The organism is Anaerolineae bacterium, from assembly GCA_011176535.1.
Lineage (GTDB): Bacteria > Chloroflexota > Anaerolineae > Anaerolineales > DRMV01 > DUEP01.
The window spans coordinates 1-18,522 of record DUEP01000094.1; the positions used below are offsets into that span (position 1 = coordinate 1).

Sequence of the window (18,522 nt, forward strand, 5' to 3'; positions counted from 1 at the left end):
CAGAAAGCAAAGCCGCCAACCAACGGGAATTAACCTGCCTGGCAATTTCAGTCGCTTCCACATAAATCTGTAATGCCCTATCATTTTGCCCGCTCCGCAAATAAAGGGCGGCCAAATTGTTCAAAAGCACAGGCAATTCAACAGGATTGAGTTTGCCCTCTTGCCAAAGTTGTCGAGCCTGCTCAAAAACCCGCAGTGCGTCGCTCAACCGCCCTTGTTGGAAGTAAAACACACCCAAATCCTGCAACACCAGGGCCAAGTTGTACTTTCCCTCTACAGCAATCTCTGGCTCTGCACGGCCCAAGCGCTCCAGGCTTTCTGCGACCGTTTCAAGTTGTTCAATGGCCTGTTGGCGGTTCCCTAAATGATACTCAGCCAAAGCCTCTACTCGAAAAGCCTGAGCACGACGCAACTCGACTTCTCCACCCATGCTTTCAAGATCTGTCAAAAGGCCTGCACCAGCCTGGGCTAAAGGCAACGCTTCGGCATATCTTTGTTGCATATAAGCGTTGAACCCTTGGGTGATCAAAAGATTGGCTAAAAGCAACCTGTCCCCCAATCGCTCCAATACCGGCCGAGCCATCTCCAGCAACGCGTTACTCTCCGCGAAACGGTTCTGGTTGCTCAACACTTTGGCCTGATACAGCAACAATCGGGGGGCTTTGGAACGCAAATCGGGCGGCTGGGCCAATACCTCCACCCATTCCCGCAGGGATTCCAACTTGCCGGAAATAAACATCTCCCGCGCGGCGGCATCCATCCAGGCCGCTGCCCCTTCCCGATCCCCCGCTGCCAGCCGGTGGGCTACCGCTTCTTCCACGGCCCCGTGAGCCCAGTACCAATCCGCCGCCCGCCGGTGCAAGGCCTGCATCCGTTGGAGGGACTCCTGGTGCAGCCGGGTCCTGAGAAACTCGGCGAACAGTTGATGATAGCGATAAACCTCCCCCTGCGGCGTGTCTACCCGGAGCACGAAAAGGTTGCGCTGTTCGACCTCGGCCAGATAACTCGCGGCCCTGGGTTCTTCCAACACCTCCCGGCACACGGTCTCGTTAAACTCGTCGAAGATACTCGTCTCCAACAGAAAACGCACCAAGTGCTCCGGCAGATGGCGCAACACCTCCTCGGCCAGGAAAGTGTAAAGTTCCTCTCGTTCCCCTCGGATGAGCAGCAATCGACCCTCTTTGCGCAGGCGCACCGCCAGCAGCATGGCAATCACCCAGCCATCGGTGCGCCGCGCCAGGTCCTCCGCGTAATCCTCAGGTAAAAGGACACCGTAGGCGACCTGGGCCAGTTCCTGCAATTCTTTGGCCGTAAAGCGGAGGTCCTTCGGCCCCAAGACTCCTAACTCGTTACGCAACAACAAGCGGGTGGTGGGAATCCCGTACACGCTTCGCGAGGCCACAATCAAATGCACCTGCTCCGGCAGGTGCTCCAAAAAAGCCTCGACAAAATCCACGATTTCCAACTGTTCCCCCACCAGATGATAGTCGTCCAAAACCAGAATGGTGAAGTCATCCACATACTTGGCCAGGATGTTGTTCAGCCATCCAGCCAGTCCCTGGATGGAGCGGGTGGGCAACCTGCCTTCCAGGAGATCGTGGAGCGGCTCCTCCAGTTCGGGGTAAGCCTGGCGGAACGCCCACCCCAAATAGCGCACAAACCGGCCCACATCCCGATCGTCGGCCGTGATATGATACCAGCACACCCGCCCCGGAGCCTCAGAAGTAAAATCGACCAACAGGGTCGTTTTGCCAAACCCCGCCGGCGCGGTGACAAAAATCAACCGGCGGTGGATGTTTTGGTGCAGCGCCTCGATCAAACGGGCGCGGCGCAAGATATCCGGACGCCTACGGGGGACCCGGATCTTGGTCAGCAACACCAGGGAGGCGCGCTGTGACTCGCTCATGGAGATGACCTGGCTCCCAGGGGTGGGGTTCCATTCACCATTCTAAGAGTAGGCGAAAACGAAGGGAAAATCAAGGGCCTTGACCCGGCTCTGCTTTCCCGCTACAATTGAGCCACAACCAAAGAGCCACGGCCGGGGTGCCCGATCCCCCGGATGGGAGGGCTGAAAGGCGAAGCCGGTGAGAGTCCGGCGCTGTCCCGCAACGGTAACTCGCCCGGCACGGTCAAGCGGTCGCCGACCCCCGTGTCGCGGCGGGAAGCCCGGTCGCCCGCCCCGGTCGGTTTCCACGCCCTCGCGGAAGGGAGTGGGAACGCGCAGACGCCACGCATCCCTGGCGTATCGCCTGTGCCTTCCCTTTCCCCTGTCCTGCGGGCAGGGGCTTTTCGTGTCTCCCCCTGTCCGCGGGCGTGGAGCGGCTTCCATATCACCATCCCATCACAAGGAGGTCCCCATGTCTCCTTCACGCCGCTTCACTTGGGTTTTGCTGGCCCTGCTGATGGCGCTGGCCGCGACGGCCTGCGCCCAGGCCACCCCGGCGGTAACCCCCACGGCTTTGCCGCCCACCGCAACCCCCGTGCCCCCCACGGCCACGGCGGTCCCCAGCCCTACCCCTGTGCCGCCGACGGCCACACCTCCCTCCATCACCGTCACCGATGGGCTGGGCCGCACCGTCACCCTGACCCAGCCGGCCCAGCGCATCGTGGCGCTGGCGCCCTCGGTGGCCGAAAGCCTTTTTGCCATCGGCGCGGGAGGCCAGGTGGTGGCCCGGGAAGACAACACTACCTATCCGCCCGAAGCCGCCCAACTACCCAGCGTGGGCAGCCTGTGGGGCGGCCTGCCGCTGGAGGCCATCCTCTCCTACGAGCCGGACCTGGTCATCGTGGCCGAAATCACCTCGCCTGAGAATGTCCAGAAAATGGAAGACGCTGGTCTCACTGTCTTCCGGCAGGCCAACCCCAAGACTTTTGACGACCTTTACAACAACCTACGCGACCTGGCCACCCTCACCGGGCATCAGGACGAGGCCGAGGCTTTCATCGCCCAACTTCAGGAACGCGTCCAGACGGTGACCCAGGCCCTGGCCGATGTACAAGACGAACCGTCGGTGTTCTACGAACTGGACGCCACCGATCCCTCCAATCCCTGGACCAGCGGCCCTGGCACGTTCATCTCCTACACCATCCAGATGGCCAAAGGCCGCAACGTGGGCGATGTGCTGGACGGCGAATGGGCCCAGATGAGCATCGAGGCCCTGGTAGAGCAGGACCCCGACATCATCCTCCTGGCCGATGCGCCCTATGGCGTGACGCCCGAATCGGTGGCCCAGCGCGCCGGGTGGGACACCCTGACCGCCGTCAAGGAAGGCCGCGTGTACCCCTTTGAACCCAGCCTGCTCAGCGTGCCCGGCCCGCGCTTAGTGGACGGCCTGGAAACCCTGGCCGTGCTGCTGCACCCCGACGCCTTCTGCGCCGCCGATTGGGCTTCCCATCTCAACCAGGATCTGCTGGCCCCCGTGTGCCAGCCCTGACCCCGCTGGGAGGTCTGTCCGGCCGGACAGACCTCCCTTCTTCTGGAACCCCTTATGTTGCGCCGAACCTACGGATGGAACCTGACCCTGTTGCTCTTCGCCGTGGCCTTGAGCATCGCCATCGGTGCGGTGTTCATCCCGCCGGGGGCCTTGTGGCGCCTGATGGCGGCCCGTCTGGGCCTGGCCCCTGTGCCCGCCGACCTGCCCCGCTATTACCCCACCATCCTTTTCGATCTGCGCCTCCCCCACACGGTCTTGGTGCTACTGGTCGGCTCGGCCCTGGGTAGTAGTGGCGCCGCCTATCAAGGGCTGTTTCGCAACCCCCTGGCTGACCCTTACCTGCTGGGGGTGGCTTCCGGGGCCGGGTTGGGCGCGGTGGTCGCTCTCGGCCTGCATTGGCCGCAAAGCCTGTGGGGGGCTTATCTCATCCCCATCGGCGCTTTTGTGGGGGCGTTGGGAACCGTGCTGCTGGTTACCTTCCTAGGACGCGTCAACGGGGACCTCTCCACCACCGCCCTGATTTTGGCCGGGGTGGCTGTGGGCTCCTTTGCCACGGCGCTGACCTCCTTCCTCATGTTGCGCTCCGATGGCGAAATCCGTCGGGCGCTCACCTTCCTTTTGGGGGGCGCGCCCCTGGCGGGCTGGGACCCGGTGCTGGCACTGCTTCCTTACTGGGTTCTGGGCCAGGCCGGTTTGCTCACCGCCGGCCACTCACTCAATGTGTTGCAGTTCGGCGAAGAGCAGGCGCTGCAATTAGGGCTTCCCGTCACCCGGGCCAAGGTGCTGGTGCTCCTCTCCGCTTCGCTGGTCACCGCGGCCGCCGTCGCCTTTGCCGGAATCATCGGCTTCGTGGGGCTCATCGTGCCCCACATCGTCCGCCTGCTTTGGGGCGAAGACTACCGCCACCTGATCCCTCTCTCGCTGCTGGGCGGCGCCACGTCCCTGCTGGTCATGGATATTGTGGCGCGCGTGTTGCTGGCCCCCCAGGCTCTACCCATCGGCATTGTAACCGCCCTGGTCGGCACGCCCTTCTTCCTCTGGGTGCTTCGCCGCACCCGCCGACAATGGCTCTGGTAGGTGCTCATGCTCCGCATCGCCCACCTGCACGCAGGTTACCTCTCCCGCCCGGTGCTCCACGATGTGACCCTGGAGATTGCACCAGGCCACATCACCGTCCTGGTGGGCCCTAACGGCGCGGGAAAAACCACCCTCATCCGGGCCCTCAGCGGGACGCTTCCCCGCGTTCGCGGCCAGGTGACCTGGCAGGGGCACGACCTGCTGAGACTGCCCCCGCAAAAACGCGCCCGCTTCCTTGCCGTGGTCCCCCAGGCGCGACACCTTCCCTCCGCCTTCACCGTGCGCCAGGCTGTCGCCTTAGGGCGCACGCCATATTTAGACTGGTTGGGCAGCCTGGGCCAGCGCGACCACCAGGCTGTGGCGCGCGCCCTCCGCCTCACGCAACTGGAACCGTTGGCCGAACGCCTGCTGGGCCATCTTTCGGGCGGGGAACAGCAAAGAGTGCTGCTGGCCCGCGCCCTGGCTCAGGAAACCCCGGTGCTGCTCCTGGACGAACCTACCACTCATCTGGACCTGCGGCACCAGATGCAAATCCTGGCTCTAGTACAACGCCTGGCCCGACAGGAAAACCTGGCCGTGCTCATGGTACTTCACGACCTCAACCTGGCGGCCCGCTTTGCCGACCAGGTGGCCTTGCTCCATCAGGGCCGCCTGGTGACCTTAGGGCCGCCGAAAGCGGTGTTCACCCCAGAACGCCTGGCGCGCATTTACGGCTTGCCCATTCAGGTGCTCCACCTGCCGGGCCAGGCCTTCCCCTGGGTCGTTCCCCATCTTCCCCCCGAGGGATGAACGCGGCCTCAAAAGCGCCTGCCCCGCCCCCAGGCGACCATCGGGAAGCCTCCATCCCCACGGACGGACTCCATGCAACCTTTTCGTCTGGCTTTGGGTTTTCTGACCATTCTGCCGCTCACGCCGCACGGCGAGGTTCCCGGACGCGGCTGGGGCAACGCGCTCGTTGCGTTCCCCGTGGTGGGCGCGTTGCTCAGCAGCGTGACGCTGGTCGTACGCCACGGCGCCCTGCTCCTGGGGCTTTCGCCCGCCCTGGCCGCGGCGCTGGCCGTGACCGTCTCCATCCTGCTGACCGGCGGTCTGCACCTGGACGGATTGATGGACGCCGCTGACGGCCTGCTGGGCGGCGCCACACCAGAGCAACGCCTGGCCATCATGCGTGACGAAAGCGTAGGAGCCTTTGGCGCCCTGGCCGGGATGACGGTGCTGCTGCTCAAGTTCGCTGCCCTGCAAAGCGCAGCCCCTTGGGGCATCGTGCTGGCCTCAACCTGGAGCCGCACGGTTATGGCGTTGGCCGTCGTCTCCATCCCCTCTGCCCGGCCCAATGGCCTGGGCGCCTGGTGGAAAAAGCACGCCCGTCCTCACCACGCCTGGCTGGCCGGGGGGCTGGCCTGCGCGCTGACCCTGGTCGCCGGGCTACGGGGAGCCGCCACCGGCTTGAGTGTGGCGCTGTTCGCCTGGGGGCTGACCCGCTGGATGTTGCGCCGTGTGCCTGGCCTCACCGGCGACCTCTACGGCGCCCTGGGTGAACTGGTCGAAACCCTGGCCCTGCTGCTCTGGGCGTAACACAGAAAAACGCCAATGACCCCCAAGTTGACCTTCCTGCTGGGCGGGGCTCGCAGCGGCAAATCCTCCCTGGCGGTGCGCTGGGCCCGCCAGCGGGCCCGGCAGGTGGCCTTCATCGCCACCGCGCGCCCCACCGACGAAGAAATGGCCCGACGCATCGCCCGTCACCGCGCCGAGCGTCCGGCCCACTGGCAAACCCTGGAACTCCCTCAAGGCGTAGGGGCGGCCTTGCTTCGCAACCCGCCCCAGGCCGAGGTTTGCCTGCTCGATTGTCTGACTTTGCTGGTGAGCAATGTGCTCCTGGCTGTGACCGACCCCGACGCCCCCGACTTTGCGCGGGCGCACAAGGCGGTGGTCGCCGAAATCGCCCAATTGCTGGCCGCCGTAGAGACTTCGGCCTGCGACTGGATCGTGATCTCCAACGAAACCGGGGCCGGTCTGGTGCCACCATTTCCCCTGGGGAGACTTTTTCGCGATGTGCTGGGATGGGCCAATCAGCAGATGGCCGCCCGCGCCGACGAAGTGTACTACCTCATCGCCGGCATTCCCCTCCCCCTGCACCGCTTCCGGGACGGCACCGGACCCTGGGGGCCGGATGGCCCCTCCAAATCCGGTGATTTTTGACCCCAAGGGAACAGGCTAATCCAAGGGGGCCTCCAGCCGGTAAATGGTCATCTTGTCCGCCGCGCCTGGGAGCAACATTTCAGCGACAAACCTTACTTGAGCCTCAGGCACGGCGTCCAGCGTCTCTTGGCTCAGCAAAATCTCCCCCGACCGGGCCATTTCTTGGAGACGAGCGCAAAGGTTCACGGTCACCCCCACAGCGGTGTAATCCCGGATATGTTGCGAACCGATATTGCCCACAATCGCCTCGCCCGTGTGCACACCGATGCCCACGCCGCGTAAAGCCGCTATAGGCGCGCCGGGTGGTGCTTCCTCTTGCAAGGCCTTAAAACGGCGCTGCATGGCCCAGGCGGCCTGAAGCGCCCGGCGGGGCGCATCTTCACTTTCCCAGGGCACCCCAAAAAGGGCCATCACCTCGTCTCCAATGTATTTGTCCAAAATCCCCTGATGACGGGTTATCTCCTCGGTTAAGGCATCCAACACGCGATTGAGCGTCTCCACGACCACTTCGGCCGGGAATTGCTCGGTGAACGCAGTGAAGCCGCGTAGGTCGGCGAACATCACAGTCACCCGACGGCTCTCGCCCCCCAAGCGCAAATAGCGCTCCGGGTCTTTGAGAATGACCTCCGCCAGGTCGGGGTCGAGGTAAAGGTTCAACACCTGAGACAACAAGCGCCGTCGTTCTTCCAACAAATCATGCAAATGTTTCAACCGCAATAACGAACGGGCACGGGTGAGCAGAATGGCCGCCCGATACGGCTTGATCAGCACATCGTCTGCCCCGGCTTCAATGGCCTCCAGGCGAGCCTCCTCGGTGCTCAAAGGGGTGGTGACGATAACCGGCACGAACTGGCTCTTGGGGTGCTCTTTGACGCGGCGACACACCGTCAAGCCGTCCAGGCGGGGCAAACGGGCCTCCACCACCACCAGATCAGGCGGCTCCTCCAACACCCAGCGCCAAACCTCCTCACCATCCCCGGTGGCACGCACCTCGCATCCGGCGGCCTGAAAAGCCGCTTCCACCATTTGCAGGGTAAACAAATCGTGATCCGCGGCCACGACCTTTGGCGGGCGGCCAAAGATATGGCGTAATTCCTGGGAAAAAACTTCCAACACGCCTCACCTCCACCAAGGCCCATTATAGCCCATCGGCTATAATGAGACCATGCCCATTCCTCGCCGCTTCACGACCGAAGCCGTCGTCCTGCGCTCCCTGGACATCGGGGAAGTGGATCGATTGCTATCTCTCTACTCCCCCCATTACGGCAAACTGCGGGCGCTGGCCAAAGGGGTCCGCAAACCTCGCTCACGCAAGGCCGGCCATCTGATCTCCTTTGCCCGCACCAGGGTGCTCCTGGCCCAGGGGCAAAATCTCTTCCTGATCACCCAGGCCGAGGCGCTGGACCTGCACCCCACCCTCCACCGGGACCTTCAGCGGTTCGCCCTGGCCGCCTATGTGGTCGAACTGCTGGATCGCTTCACTTTCGAAGGCGAGGCCCAGCCTCAGGCTTACCGCCTGCTGGTGGACACCCTGGCCCGCCTGGACCAGGGCGAATCCATCGACCTGACGGTGCGTTACTACGAACTCCACCTGCTGGATCTTATGGGATACCGGCCCCAACTGTTCCACTGCCTGGCCTGTGGCACGGTCATCCGACCGGAACCCCAATACTTCTCCGCCGAACAAGGAGGGGTACTGTGCCCCTCGTGCGGCCCCCGCTTCCAAGACGCCCGCCCCATCTCGTTGGAAGCGTTGAAGTACCTGCGACACTTTCAGCGCAGCTCCTTCGCCCAGGCCCGCCACGCCCGCCCCACCGCCCAAGTCTGGGCCGAAATCGAGCGCGTGCTACAGCACTACCTCACCCACATCCTGGAACGCCGCCCCAACGCTTCCCGTTTTCTGAACCATCTTCACGGGAAGCCCTCTTAGCGCGGGCCCGTTTTCCCGTCCTTTTTCACAAACCAAAGGGCGTTTTCCACAACCCCTCCCCCGGTTTTCCACACCTCAGCAAGCCAACAAAAACCGGGATGACCATGTGCATCCCGGCAAGTTCGAACGGATTCACTCAAGGGGCCAAACGCCTTGCTGGCGTCCCCAGTGCTCCAAAAACTCCTCCAGACGATCCAGCCAGGCGTCGCCCATCTGCCGCATGTGGGCGATGTCGTCTAAGCCCACCGCAGCGAAAACCTCCCGCGCTGTTTCCTCCATCCGGGCTTCAACCAGCCACCACAGCAACGGAAAGAGCGCCTGATTGGGCACTTCGCTATGGGCCAGGGCTTGAGCCGCCCGCAGGTAATAGCGGGCCCGCACGGCGGCTTCCCCGCTCAGAGCCTGAGCCGCCTCCTCGGCCTGGGCCAACAGAGCGGACAACGCCGCCCCTTTCACCTGGGGCGCGCCCAGCAGGCGAAACACCTCGGCCACCCACTCCGGATGGCCCAACCGCTGGGCCGCTTCTCCCAGGCGGGACATTAACCGCCGCGGCGGCAGCCAGCGCCCCACCAGCGTGGCCACCACATTGGCGCTGTAAAGCACCAGGCGAAGATAATCCCGCGCCACCGCCAGGGACCAGGGGGCGTCCAGCGCCTCCCAGGCCTGGCGGGCCTGTTCCAGCGCGTTGAGCCCCCGGCGCAAGGCCACCTCGGGGTCGCGAAAGCGGCTGCGCACGGCCGACTGAACGAAATCCAGAAAGTGCTGGGGGTCGTACAACGGCTGGGCGTGGAAGAGCGCCGGGCCCCAAAGGGGGTCGGTGCGCAAACGCCGGGGCGGTTCAAAAGCCTCGCGCCCATACGCCCAGATTTCGACGCACACCGTCTCGTGCCAGGGTTTGCACAGGTACGCCTCCGGTGGCGCGTCATTGTAAATGAAAACCAGGTCCACATCGGCCACGCCGCCCAGGAAAGGGTCCCCTTCCACCAGCGAGCCGGTGAGGTAAGCGGCCAGCAGATTGAGGTCGCGGCGCCGCTCCTCAACCTGTTGTTCGGCAATGCGGCGTAATTTGGCAGGTGTGAAACGCATCGGTGATGCTCCCGATTCAGGCGGTGGAGTCCAATGGCAACGGCGACTGATACGGAGGCAGACGTAGCGCCCGGCGGATACGTTCCTCGATATCCTGCAAGTGCTCCGGCGAGCGCACGAAGTCCATGGGCGTGGTGTCGATGGTGAGCACCGGCGCGCCGCGGTGATGGTTGGCGAAGTGGTCCTCGTAAGCCTCGTGAAGTTGAGCGATATACGCAGGGTCCATGTTGCGCTCATAGGGCCGGTCGCGCAGGGCGATGCGCTGCATGAGCACTTCCGGCTCGGCCCGCAGATAGACCACCAGATCCGGCTGGGGGATTTTCTCGGCCAGGGCTTCGTGCACCCGGTAGTACATTTCCAACTCGTCGCCCTGCAGGTTGATGCGGGCGAAAAGGGCATCTTTTTCAAAGGTGTAATCGGCGATCAGCGATTTTCCCTGACGCAAAATCTCCGGCACCGCACGCCGCTGTTGGTGATAGCGGCTGAGCAAGAAGAACATTTGCGTTTGAAAAGCATAGCGTCCGCGGTCTTCGTAAAACTTGGCCAAAAAGGGATTCTCCTCAAACACCTCCAGCAACAACTCGTCGGCCCCCAACCGGGGCTGCAACAGGCGGGCAAGGGTGGTCTTTCCCACGCCGATCACGCCTTCGATGGCGATGTAGAAACGCATCGACGGAGAGGGAGACACAGGGCTCGCAGCCTGGAGCAGAGACATCGTCCACCTCGAGAACGGGATCACCGGGCATCGTGGTCTCAGGGAAGTTCGGTCCAGTAGTTCACCTCGTCGATGGCCACCTGGAAGCCCGGCGTAGCCCCGCCGCCCACCATGAGGGCAAAACTGCCCTCGGTGAACAGGTTCTCTTCCACTTCATCCACATAGGCCCGATTGATGTACAGTTTGATCGTGTTGCCCTCCATCCAGACGCCGATCCGATTCGTCTGGTTGGGGCCGGAGTGCACCATGGTCGCGTGGGTCCAATTGCGGTATAGGGTGAAGCCCCCGTTCCAGCGGTAGATCTTGTACATCGCGTCGCAGGAGACCACGAACACCACGCCCTCGTACTTGGAGGGCGAACGCACCACCAGGCCGTAGCGGTCCTTGTGGTTGCAGGCTTTGCCGGTCTGGAACACGGCTTCGAGATAGGCATCCTTGAGGGCGGGGTAGGTGGAGCGGATCCAGAGATTGTGGGTGGGGCCCGGCTTGAGGATGGTGACCAGCAGTTTCCCGTTCCCCGGCTGGATGGAGGCCCAGGGGAAAGAATTGAAAATGAGCCAGTGGGCCCCGGGTGTGTTCATCGGGTCGTGCATCTGGGGCTCACCCAGGGCATAAGGCTTCTGGGCATCGGTCAATGTGGGGGTGGGGATGGGGGTCATCGTGGAGGTCGGCGTGAAGGTGGGCGTGGCGGAAGGCGGCAGCGTGGGGCTGAGGGTCGGGGTGACCGCCTGCGCCTGTTCCGCACGCTGCAACGTGCGGGCAAAGTTGACCTCCACCGCCCCGTTGGGAGGCAGGCTGATCTCTTGCTGGCCCTGCCCCACACCGGGTTGCGTCCAGACCCCCGGGCTGAGCAGGGGCTGGTTGAGGGGCGCCTGGTCGTCGATGGAGACGCAATACCTGCCCGGCGGCAGGCCCTTGAAAGCGTAAACGCCCCGGGCGTCGGTGGTCGTTTTGCTGAGCAGGGTTCCCGGGCAAGGGCCCTGCGCCAGGCTGACGACCACACCGGCCAGGGCGGGTTCGCCCGGCTGGCGCTGCCCGTCGCCCAGCGGGGTTCCATCGGCAGAGATCTGGCAAGGGAAGGCCGAAGATTCCTCAGAGGCCGAGCACCTGTCCTCCCACACGGCCCCCTGAATGGTGCCCATAGGGGGCGCGGTCGCCGTGAAGGTAGCCGTGTTCTGAGGCAGCAAGGCCGTGGCCGTGACCGTAGCAGTCGGTCCGCTGGTAGGCGCCAGCGTTTCCGTGAATGTTGCCCCAGCCGGGGCCACCGTGGGTGCGACACCGCCCGTGGTGCTGTTGCAGGCGCTCAGGATCAGCAACACGAGCACCGCCACAATTCCTCTGCCAAAGCGCCATATCTTCCTATGCATTCTCTCCTCCTCGTGCAATTAGAATACCCACCGCCCGCAAAGGGGCCACTGTGCCACGCGCCACGCCTGCTCACCCCTCGTCCAGTTGCTCTGGCAAGAGAAACGCCGGGCGCTTATCCCGGGCCCGCTCGCGGGGGTGCGGGTCATCCCGCGACGGCAGATGTGTCTGCAACACCCGCGCCCAATTGCCGCCCAGAATGGCGGCGATATCTGCCTCGCGGTAGCCCCGTTGAGCCAGCAAAGGCACCAGGCGCTGCAAATCGGCGATGGTGTCGATGCCCTCGGGCGTCGCCTGCACGCCAAAGCCGCCATCGAAGTCGGTGCCCAGGCCCACATGACGGGCGTCGCCGGCCATCTGGCAGATGTAGTCGATTTGCTCCACCACGGCCTCCAGGGGCAGGCGGGGCTGGCCGGGTCGCCAGCGGGCGTCCAGAAACCGATTGTACGGGATGACCCCAATGACGGCGTCCCGTTCGATGAGCCGTCGCAGGACCTCATCGCTCAGGTGCCGATTGCTCGGCGAGCCGGTGAGGGCTTTGGCGTTGGCATGGCTGGCGATGACGGGGCCGGGGTAGCCTTCCAGGGCCTGGAGGGCGGCTTGTTCGTCCATGTGGCTGATGTCCAGGATGTACGGGTAGCGGGCCATGGCGCGCAGCATGGTGTGGCCCTCGGGCGTGAGCGGGCCGATCTCCCCTGTGCCGCCGCAAAAGCGGGTGCCCGCCCAGGCCAGGCCGATGATACGCAGTCCATCCTCCCACCAGAAGTCCAGTTCCCAGGTGCTGCGCACGCCCTCGGCCCCTTCCATGAGCATGACCAGGCCCACAGGGTGGGTTTTGCGCCGTTTGTCCCAGTGGGCCAGCACCTCGGCCAGGTCCTCGCGGGTGGTGATCAGGCGAAACTTGCGGCGATGCTTTTTCGTCAGGTTGTGGTAAAAACGCACCTGCGCCTGATACCGCCGGTGCGCCTCGAGGAGGTCGCCGTACACCTGGGTATCCCAGTCGCCCATCTGGCGGCGCTTGGGGGCAGCGAACAAGGTGGCGATCACCACGGCCACGCGCCCTGCCTGATACTCCGGCCAGCCCAACAACGTATCGCCGTTGACCTGAGGGGCCAGGCTGCCCTGTTGGGCCTCGAGGCGGCGCGTCTCGTGGGCGCTGTGGGTGTAATCCCGCCCGAAGGTTAAGGCGTTCCAGGCCAGATCCTCATGGGCGTCGATGATGAGCGGCTTCTGGGGGGCATCCTTCATCCCTCGGCCTCCTTGCCGGCGTGGGTGGTGACAAAGTCCCAGGTTTCCGGCAGATACGTCAACGGTTCCACGCGCACCCGGAAGTCCAGCAGGCCGCTGAGCCATTGGGCCACCTGGACATAGTGCGCCCGTGGAGCCATGCGCACCTCGCGGGGGCGCTCGCCTATCTTGTGGAAGGTCTCCAGCAACAAGTGGGCGAAACTCTCGGCCAGTTGTGGAGCCTCGGCCGGTTGGATCAGACGCACATGGGCCACCTGGGGCTGCTTGCCGCCCATCCAGACGGCCATGAAGAAATAGGGAAAGAAGGGACGCTCTCCCGGCTGGTTTTGGATGGGGCCCAACGCCGGGGCCAGTTCCATCTGCACCTCCAGCAGCGTATCATCCCTTTGAGGCAAGGTGCCGGCCTTCTCAACCTCGGCCTCGGGCAACGAGAAGCGCACCCGCCGCAGCGGAGGCGGCTCCACCTTCTCCCAGCGCCCTTCCCAGCGGACGCCGTCCTCGTCCTCCACCAGGATGCGGATGTAGTACCTGGGATGGTCGTCCGGGCGCAGGGTGATCTCCCCGCACTGCACTAAGGGTGCCACCTCCAGCGTTTGCTCCAGCACCAGCGCCAGGAAACGTGCCTCGTCGGCCTCGAGAAACCAGGGAAAATACGCCGGAACCGAAGAGCGGAACACCGGGTACAGTTCGCCCTGCCAGTCCACCTCCAGCCGGGCCATCCGCTCCCGGTCCTCGGGGGCCAACGCGGTCGGTTGTTCAAACGAGAGCATGATCTGCCGCAGGAGCAGCAGTTGTCGGGATACTTCTTCCATGGAGAAAATTTCGGGGTGCAGGGTCAACCGGCGGAAGTTCCACAAGGCCTCCTGACCCAGATAGGCGATCACGGCCGGAAATTCGCTGGCCGCGCCCATCACGCTGACGAACCCCAGGCGGTTGGGGTCTTCCGGATCTCGCACAGCGAAGACCTGATGTTCCAGCAACCAGTCCCATGGCTTCAGGTCCCAAATACGCACGGCCAGGTCGTACAGATGGCGCCACTGGTCAAGGGTGGGTTCGGACATGAGGGTCCTCGCTTTCATCTCTCTCCTCTCCCCCGGGCGGACGCTTTGGCAAAGCGCCCAGCCGGAGGTAGGGAGGGCTCACGCCTCGGCCAGCAACGCTTTCCAGAACGCGTCCCGTTGGCCGGGGACGAAGGGGGTGTAGAGGGCCAGGCGGTCGGCCAGGCCCGCGTAGCGCTCGCGCAGGGCGGCGGCCAGTTCGGCAGGCGAGGCGATGGTGGCGAAGGTGGCCAGCATCTCATCGCTGACCAGGGCGGGCATCTCGTCCCACCGGCCGCGGGCCGCCAAGGCCGAGAGCCGCTCGGCCACCTCCTCCCAACCGTGCAGGGCCATCACCTTGCGATAGGAAGGCGTGCTGGCGTAGAACGCCACCTGCTGGCGCACGAAATCCCGCTCCTGCTCGTCGGTGACCACAAAGGCGGTGAGCATGATCTGCACATCGCGCCGGGAGCGCCCGGCCCTGGCCGCGCCCTTCTCGATGGCCGGGAGCAGCACCTCGCGCAGGTAGCGCACGGTGTGGAAAGGATGCACCAGGAAGCCATCGGTTACCTCACCGGCCAGCCGCGCCAGGCCGGTGTTCACCCCGGCGATGTAGATGGGGATCTCCGGATGCTCGATAGGCCCTGGATTGAAGAAGGGGCTCATCAAGGTAAGTTTGTAGTACGAGCCGCGAAAGTTGAGCGGCTCGCCTGTCTGCCAGGTGTGCCAGAAAGCGCGGATGGCCTGGATCTGCTCGCGGAACATCACCACCACCGAATCGGGCCAGGTCATGCCAAAACGGCGGGTGATGTGTGCCTTGACCTGGGTGCCCAGGCCAAGGATGAAACGCCCCTGGGAGGCGTCAGCCAGATCCCAGGCCGTGTAGGCCAGGTCCGCCGGGCTGCGGGCGAAGGCGATGGCCACCGCCGTACCCATGGTAATGCGCTGCGTGTGCTCGGCAATCAGCGCGTGAGGCAGGAAGGGGTTGTGCTGGGTCTCCGTGGTCCAGATGGCGTCGAAGCCCATGGCCTCGGCGGCCTGGGCCACGGCAGGCACCTGCCGCAAACTCATGGGAGGAAGGGAAGCATCAAAACGCATCGTCTTTCCTTAATTATCCTCATCGGGAATGAAGGTCAGGGCCAGGTCGTCCACATACCAGCCGTCTCCCACCGGGAGCCAGTACAATCCTAACACAACTTGCCCGGCAAGGCTCTCGTCGCTCAGCGTGCGTCGCCGGCGCACCTCGTCCTCCGCCCCTTCGTCCAGAGGCAACCTGCCGGATCGGGTGTGAAGGCGCTGCCACGCCCCAGGCAACTCCGCTACGGCTAGCTTCGCCGCTAGGGCCACAGCAGCGGTCCGTGGCACCCTAAGGTACCGGCCCGGGCGCGGCGGAAGGACCATCCCTCTGCCCAACAGGCACACCGCCCGGGGGAAAGACCACCTTGCCCCCTGCAGAGGGTGCCCCCATGGGGCCGAACCGCCTCCGGACCCTGGAGGACCAACCGGGCCTCAGGGGAGGTCTACCCCCGAGGCGTGTTCCGATCCCCATGCACCCATCCCCTAAGGACGGCGTCGCGGGCCTATCCTCTCCGGCCCGCAGGCCTCTGCCGCCAGTCAACAGGCCGCCTGCGACCGGGCTCAATTGCTGAGCAAATACGCCTCGATCCAGCGCGTGGTCGCCAGCAGGGCCTCCAGGTGGGTGCGCTCCAGGTTGTGGGAAGCATCCACCCCCGGCCCGATGAGCGCCACGGCCAGGTCGGCCCCGGCCCGCCAGGCCGCCTCGCCGTCGGAGCCGTAGTAGGGGTACACATCCACCCTGTACAGGATGCCGTGCTCCTCAGCCAGTTGGCGCAGGCGCTGGCTCAGGCCGTGGTGGTACGGCCCGCCGCCATCCTTGACGCACAGGGTGGCGTGAAACTCATCGCTGGCCTGTCCCTGCCCCACGGCGGCCATGTCCACGGTGACCAGTTCCCCCACCTCCGGCGGGAAGACCCCAGCCGCCCCGTGGCCGACTTCCTCATAGTTGCTCACCAGAAAGTAGGTGGTCTGGTGTGGCCGCTGCCCGGCGGCAGCCAGGGCCTGCCAGGCGGCCATCACGCAGGCCACCCCGGCCTTGTCGTCCAGGTGGCGGCTGCGCACGAAGCCCTGATGCCAGACCACGCGCGGGTCGAAGGAGACGAAATCCCCCACTTCAATGCCCAGAGCGCGCACCTCGTCGGCGTTGCTCACCCGCGCGTCCAGCCGCACTTCCATGTGCTCGTCGTCCCGTGGGGCCTCGCCAGCCTTCTTGCCGTACACATGCACCGAGGCAAACTGGTGCAGCAGCGTGCCTGGCACCGGCTCGCCGCCGCGGCTGGGATGCACCCACACCGTCTCGCCCTCGACGAAGTTCCAGGGGAAACCGCCCACCTTGCTCAGTTTGAGCCGGCCGTTGGCTTTGATTTCCTTGACCACCGCGCCCAAAGTGTCCACATGGGCGGTCAGGGCGCGGGGGGCCTCGTCGCGCTCGCCGGGCCACACGGCCAGCAGTCCCCCTTTGCGGGTGCGCGTCAGTTTGGCTTGGGGGACATGGGCCCCCAGCCAGGTCTCCACGCAGGCCGTGGCCGCCTCGGTGAAGCCCGTGGGGCTGGGCGTCTGCAGCAGATCGGTGAGCAGGGACTGCAACAGTTCGGTGTCCGGTTCAGGGAGCATGATCATCCTTCCCGTGGAGGGATGCCCTCGAAGGCGGCGATTTTCACCCGCCAGGCTTCGGGGATGGGCGTGGTTTGCCCCGTATGGTAATCGTAGCACACCTGCACGGTCTCCCCCTCAGCCAGCAGGTCTCCGGTTTCGGCGTCCTCGATGCGGTAGGTCATGCGAAAACTCTTGTTGCCCAGTTTCGGGATGCGCACCCCCACCCGCACGGGTTGCCCCAGATGAATGGGCCGTTTGAAGGTCACCCGCGCCTCGGCGATGATGATGCCGATATCCAGGAAAGAGCGGCCATCCCACAAACCCACGCGGCGCAGGTACCCCACCCGCGCCTGCTCCATGTAGGTCAGATAACGGGCGTTGTTCACATGACCCTGAGGGTCCAGGTCGCCGTAACGCACCTCAATGGGGTGATAAAAGCGGTACTTGCTCATGGACTCTATTATACCCTTTCCGCCCTCTGGGAGATACCTCCTGGCTGCCGAGTGGGTGTATAATCCTTCCACCGCATTGTATCAGTTGGAGGCCCCATGGACTCGCCCACGCAACCCCCGGCGCAGCCCCCGAAAGAGACGTCCCCCTCCCCTGAGGTGACGGCCACGCCCCCCAAACTCAACACCCGCCAGAAACTTCTGCGCTGGTGGTGGCGTCAGATGCGCAAAGTAGACGCCAAACAACGGGGGAAAGTCATCGCGCAACTCCGCGAGGGGTCTCACCCCGACTTTGACTACTTCTTGATGATTGTACTCTCCAGCGTCATCGCCACGCTGGGGCTGCTCATCGACTCTGGGGCCACGGTCATCGGCGCCATGCTGGTCGCCCCGCTGATGACCCCCATCCTGAGCGTGGGGCTGGCCTCCCTCACCGGCGATCAGGACCTGATCAAAAACGCCGGCAGCGCGCTGCTGCGCGGCTCCCTCATCTCGGTGATCATCGCTGCCGGGCTGACGCTGAGCAACCGGCCCCTCCCCTTTGTCCTGCTGCAAGAACTCCCCCGCGAAGTCATCACCCGGACAAACCCCACCCCCATCGACCTGTTCATCGCCCTGGCGGGCGGAGCGGCCGCGGCCTTTGCCTGGGCGTTACCCCAGGTTTCCCCTTCGCTGCCGGGTGTGGCCATCGCCACAGCGTTGATGCCACCGCTTTGCGTGGTGGGCATCGGTCTGGCCATGGGCGAATGGCGCGTCGCGGGTGGTGGCCTGCTCCTCTTTCTGACCAACGCGGTGGCTATCGCCTCGGCTTCCATGCTCGTCTTCTACGCCCTGGGCTTCACTCCCCAAAACCTGCTCCATGTGCGCTCCCTGCGCGACCTGCCGCGCAGCCTGCGCCTCTCCACGGCCCTGGCCGCCCTGCTCTTCATCCCGCTGGCTTATCTGGGCGCCCGCTTCGTGGGGCAGGCCAGCGACAGCCGGTTGATCAACGAGGTGGTGCAGGAAGAGGTCACCCGGATGGGCGGTGAACTGAGCGAACTGAAAGCCCAGACCACGGGCGGTGTATTACGCCTGACGCTGACCATCCGCACCCTCCGCCCTCTCCGTTACGAAGATAGCGTCATCCTGCAACAGCGCATCACCACCCGGCTGCAACGGCGGGTGGCCATCGTGGTCAACCAGGTGCTGGCCGCCCAACTCGACCCGCTGGTGCCACCCACCCTGACCCCCACCCCCACGGCCACTTTCACGGCCACGCCGGGGCCTTCGTCCACGCCCACCCTCACAGCCACCTTCACCCCCACGGCCA

At 64.7% G+C, this 18,522-nt stretch carries 17 protein-coding genes and 1 riboswitch; of the genes, 7 read left to right on the top strand and 10 right to left on the bottom strand.

From position 1 onward, the window contains the following. Positions 1–1,906: tetratricopeptide repeat protein (locus G4O04_08575; GenBank protein HEY58570.1), on the bottom strand; the 1,906-nt coding region annotated here is incomplete at its 3' end. 118 nt (positions 1,907–2,024) lie between these two features. Further along, positions 2,025–2,197, top strand: a riboswitch (cobalamin riboswitch). Positions 2,198–2,357: 160 nt separating this feature from the next. On the opposite strand from G4O04_08575, the gene G4O04_08580 reads away from it, so the two are divergent. From G4O04_08580 to cobU, 5 genes are all read left to right on the top strand, one after another. After that, the gene (locus tag G4O04_08580) at positions 2,358–3,434 is read left to right on the top strand and encodes an ABC transporter substrate-binding protein (GenBank protein HEY58571.1); all 1,077 of its coding nucleotides are present in this window, start codon (positions 2,358–2,360) and stop codon (positions 3,432–3,434) included. A gap of 54 nt (positions 3,435–3,488) precedes the next feature. After that, positions 3,489–4,511 carry an iron ABC transporter permease gene (locus tag G4O04_08585; protein ID HEY58572.1) on the top strand — a complete coding sequence of 341 codons (1,023 nt, stop codon included), beginning with the start codon at positions 3,489–3,491 and terminating at the stop codon, positions 4,509–4,511. Positions 4,512–4,517: 6 nt separating this feature from the next. Further along, complete coding sequence (locus G4O04_08590; protein HEY58573.1) at positions 4,518–5,300, top strand: heme ABC transporter ATP-binding protein; 783 nt, start codon at positions 4,518–4,520, stop codon at positions 5,298–5,300. Between the two features lie 72 nt (positions 5,301–5,372). Continuing rightward, complete coding sequence (gene cobS / locus G4O04_08595; GenBank protein HEY58574.1) at positions 5,373–6,086, top strand: adenosylcobinamide-GDP ribazoletransferase; 714 nt, start codon at positions 5,373–5,375, stop codon at positions 6,084–6,086. A gap of 15 nt (positions 6,087–6,101) precedes the next feature. Next, positions 6,102–6,710, top strand: coding sequence for a bifunctional adenosylcobinamide kinase/adenosylcobinamide-phosphate guanylyltransferase (cobU, locus tag G4O04_08600; GenBank protein ID HEY58575.1), 609 nt, complete (start codon positions 6,102–6,104; stop codon positions 6,708–6,710). A 15-nt stretch (positions 6,711–6,725) separates the two neighbouring features. Here cobU and G4O04_08605 read toward each other — a convergent pair whose 3' ends face one another. After that, positions 6,726–7,826 (bottom strand): response regulator, encoded by a 1,101-nt coding sequence (locus G4O04_08605; GenBank protein ID HEY58576.1) that lies wholly within the window; start codon positions 7,824–7,826, stop codon positions 6,726–6,728. A 49-nt stretch (positions 7,827–7,875) separates the two neighbouring features. On the opposite strand from G4O04_08605, the gene recO reads away from it, so the two are divergent. Then, on the top strand, positions 7,876–8,640 hold the full coding sequence (gene recO, locus G4O04_08610) for a DNA repair protein RecO (protein ID HEY58577.1): 765 nt from the start codon (positions 7,876–7,878) through the stop codon (positions 8,638–8,640). Between the two features lie 132 nt (positions 8,641–8,772). On the opposite strand, the gene G4O04_08615 is transcribed toward recO, so the two are convergent. The 8 genes from G4O04_08615 to G4O04_08650 all read right to left on the bottom strand — a co-directional run bounded on the left by G4O04_08615 (position 8,773) and on the right by G4O04_08650 (position 17,216). Beyond that, a complete protein-coding gene (locus tag G4O04_08615; GenBank protein HEY58578.1) occupies positions 8,773–9,726 on the bottom strand; it encodes a hypothetical protein in 954 nt (317 codons plus the stop codon). Between the two features lie 16 nt (positions 9,727–9,742). Beyond that, a complete protein-coding gene (locus G4O04_08620) occupies positions 9,743–10,396 on the bottom strand; it encodes a deoxynucleoside kinase (GenBank protein ID HEY58579.1) in 654 nt (217 codons plus the stop codon). Positions 10,397–10,479: 83 nt separating this feature from the next. Then, on the bottom strand, positions 10,480–11,808 hold the full coding sequence (locus G4O04_08625) for a hypothetical protein (protein HEY58580.1): 1,329 nt from the start codon (positions 11,806–11,808) through the stop codon (positions 10,480–10,482). Positions 11,809–11,878: 70 nt separating this feature from the next. Further along, positions 11,879–13,054 (bottom strand): hypothetical protein, encoded by a 1,176-nt coding sequence (locus G4O04_08630; GenBank protein HEY58581.1) that lies wholly within the window; start codon positions 13,052–13,054, stop codon positions 11,879–11,881. Then, positions 13,051–14,115: a hypothetical protein gene (locus G4O04_08635; protein HEY58582.1), complete on the bottom strand. Its 1,065-nt coding sequence runs from the start codon at positions 14,113–14,115 to the stop codon at positions 13,051–13,053. The genes G4O04_08630 and G4O04_08635 overlap by 4 nt, the downstream gene beginning before the upstream one ends. A 78-nt stretch (positions 14,116–14,193) precedes the next feature. After that, positions 14,194–15,189 carry a TIGR03617 family F420-dependent LLM class oxidoreductase gene (locus G4O04_08640; GenBank protein ID HEY58583.1) on the bottom strand — a complete coding sequence of 332 codons (996 nt, stop codon included), beginning with the start codon at positions 15,187–15,189 and terminating at the stop codon, positions 14,194–14,196. Positions 15,190–15,729: 540 nt separating this feature from the next. Beyond that, positions 15,730–16,788: a M42 family metallopeptidase gene (locus G4O04_08645; protein ID HEY58584.1), complete on the bottom strand. Its 1,059-nt coding sequence runs from the start codon at positions 16,786–16,788 to the stop codon at positions 15,730–15,732. Next, the gene (locus G4O04_08650) at positions 16,785–17,216 is read right to left on the bottom strand and encodes an acyl-CoA thioesterase (GenBank protein ID HEY58585.1); all 432 of its coding nucleotides are present in this window, start codon (positions 17,214–17,216) and stop codon (positions 16,785–16,787) included. Before G4O04_08650 ends, G4O04_08645 begins: the two co-directional genes overlap by 4 nt. Before the next feature lie 96 nt (positions 17,217–17,312). On the opposite strand from G4O04_08650, the gene G4O04_08655 reads away from it, so the two are divergent. After that, positions 17,313–18,522: DUF389 domain-containing protein (locus G4O04_08655; GenBank protein ID HEY58586.1), on the top strand; the 1,210-nt coding region annotated here is incomplete at its 3' end.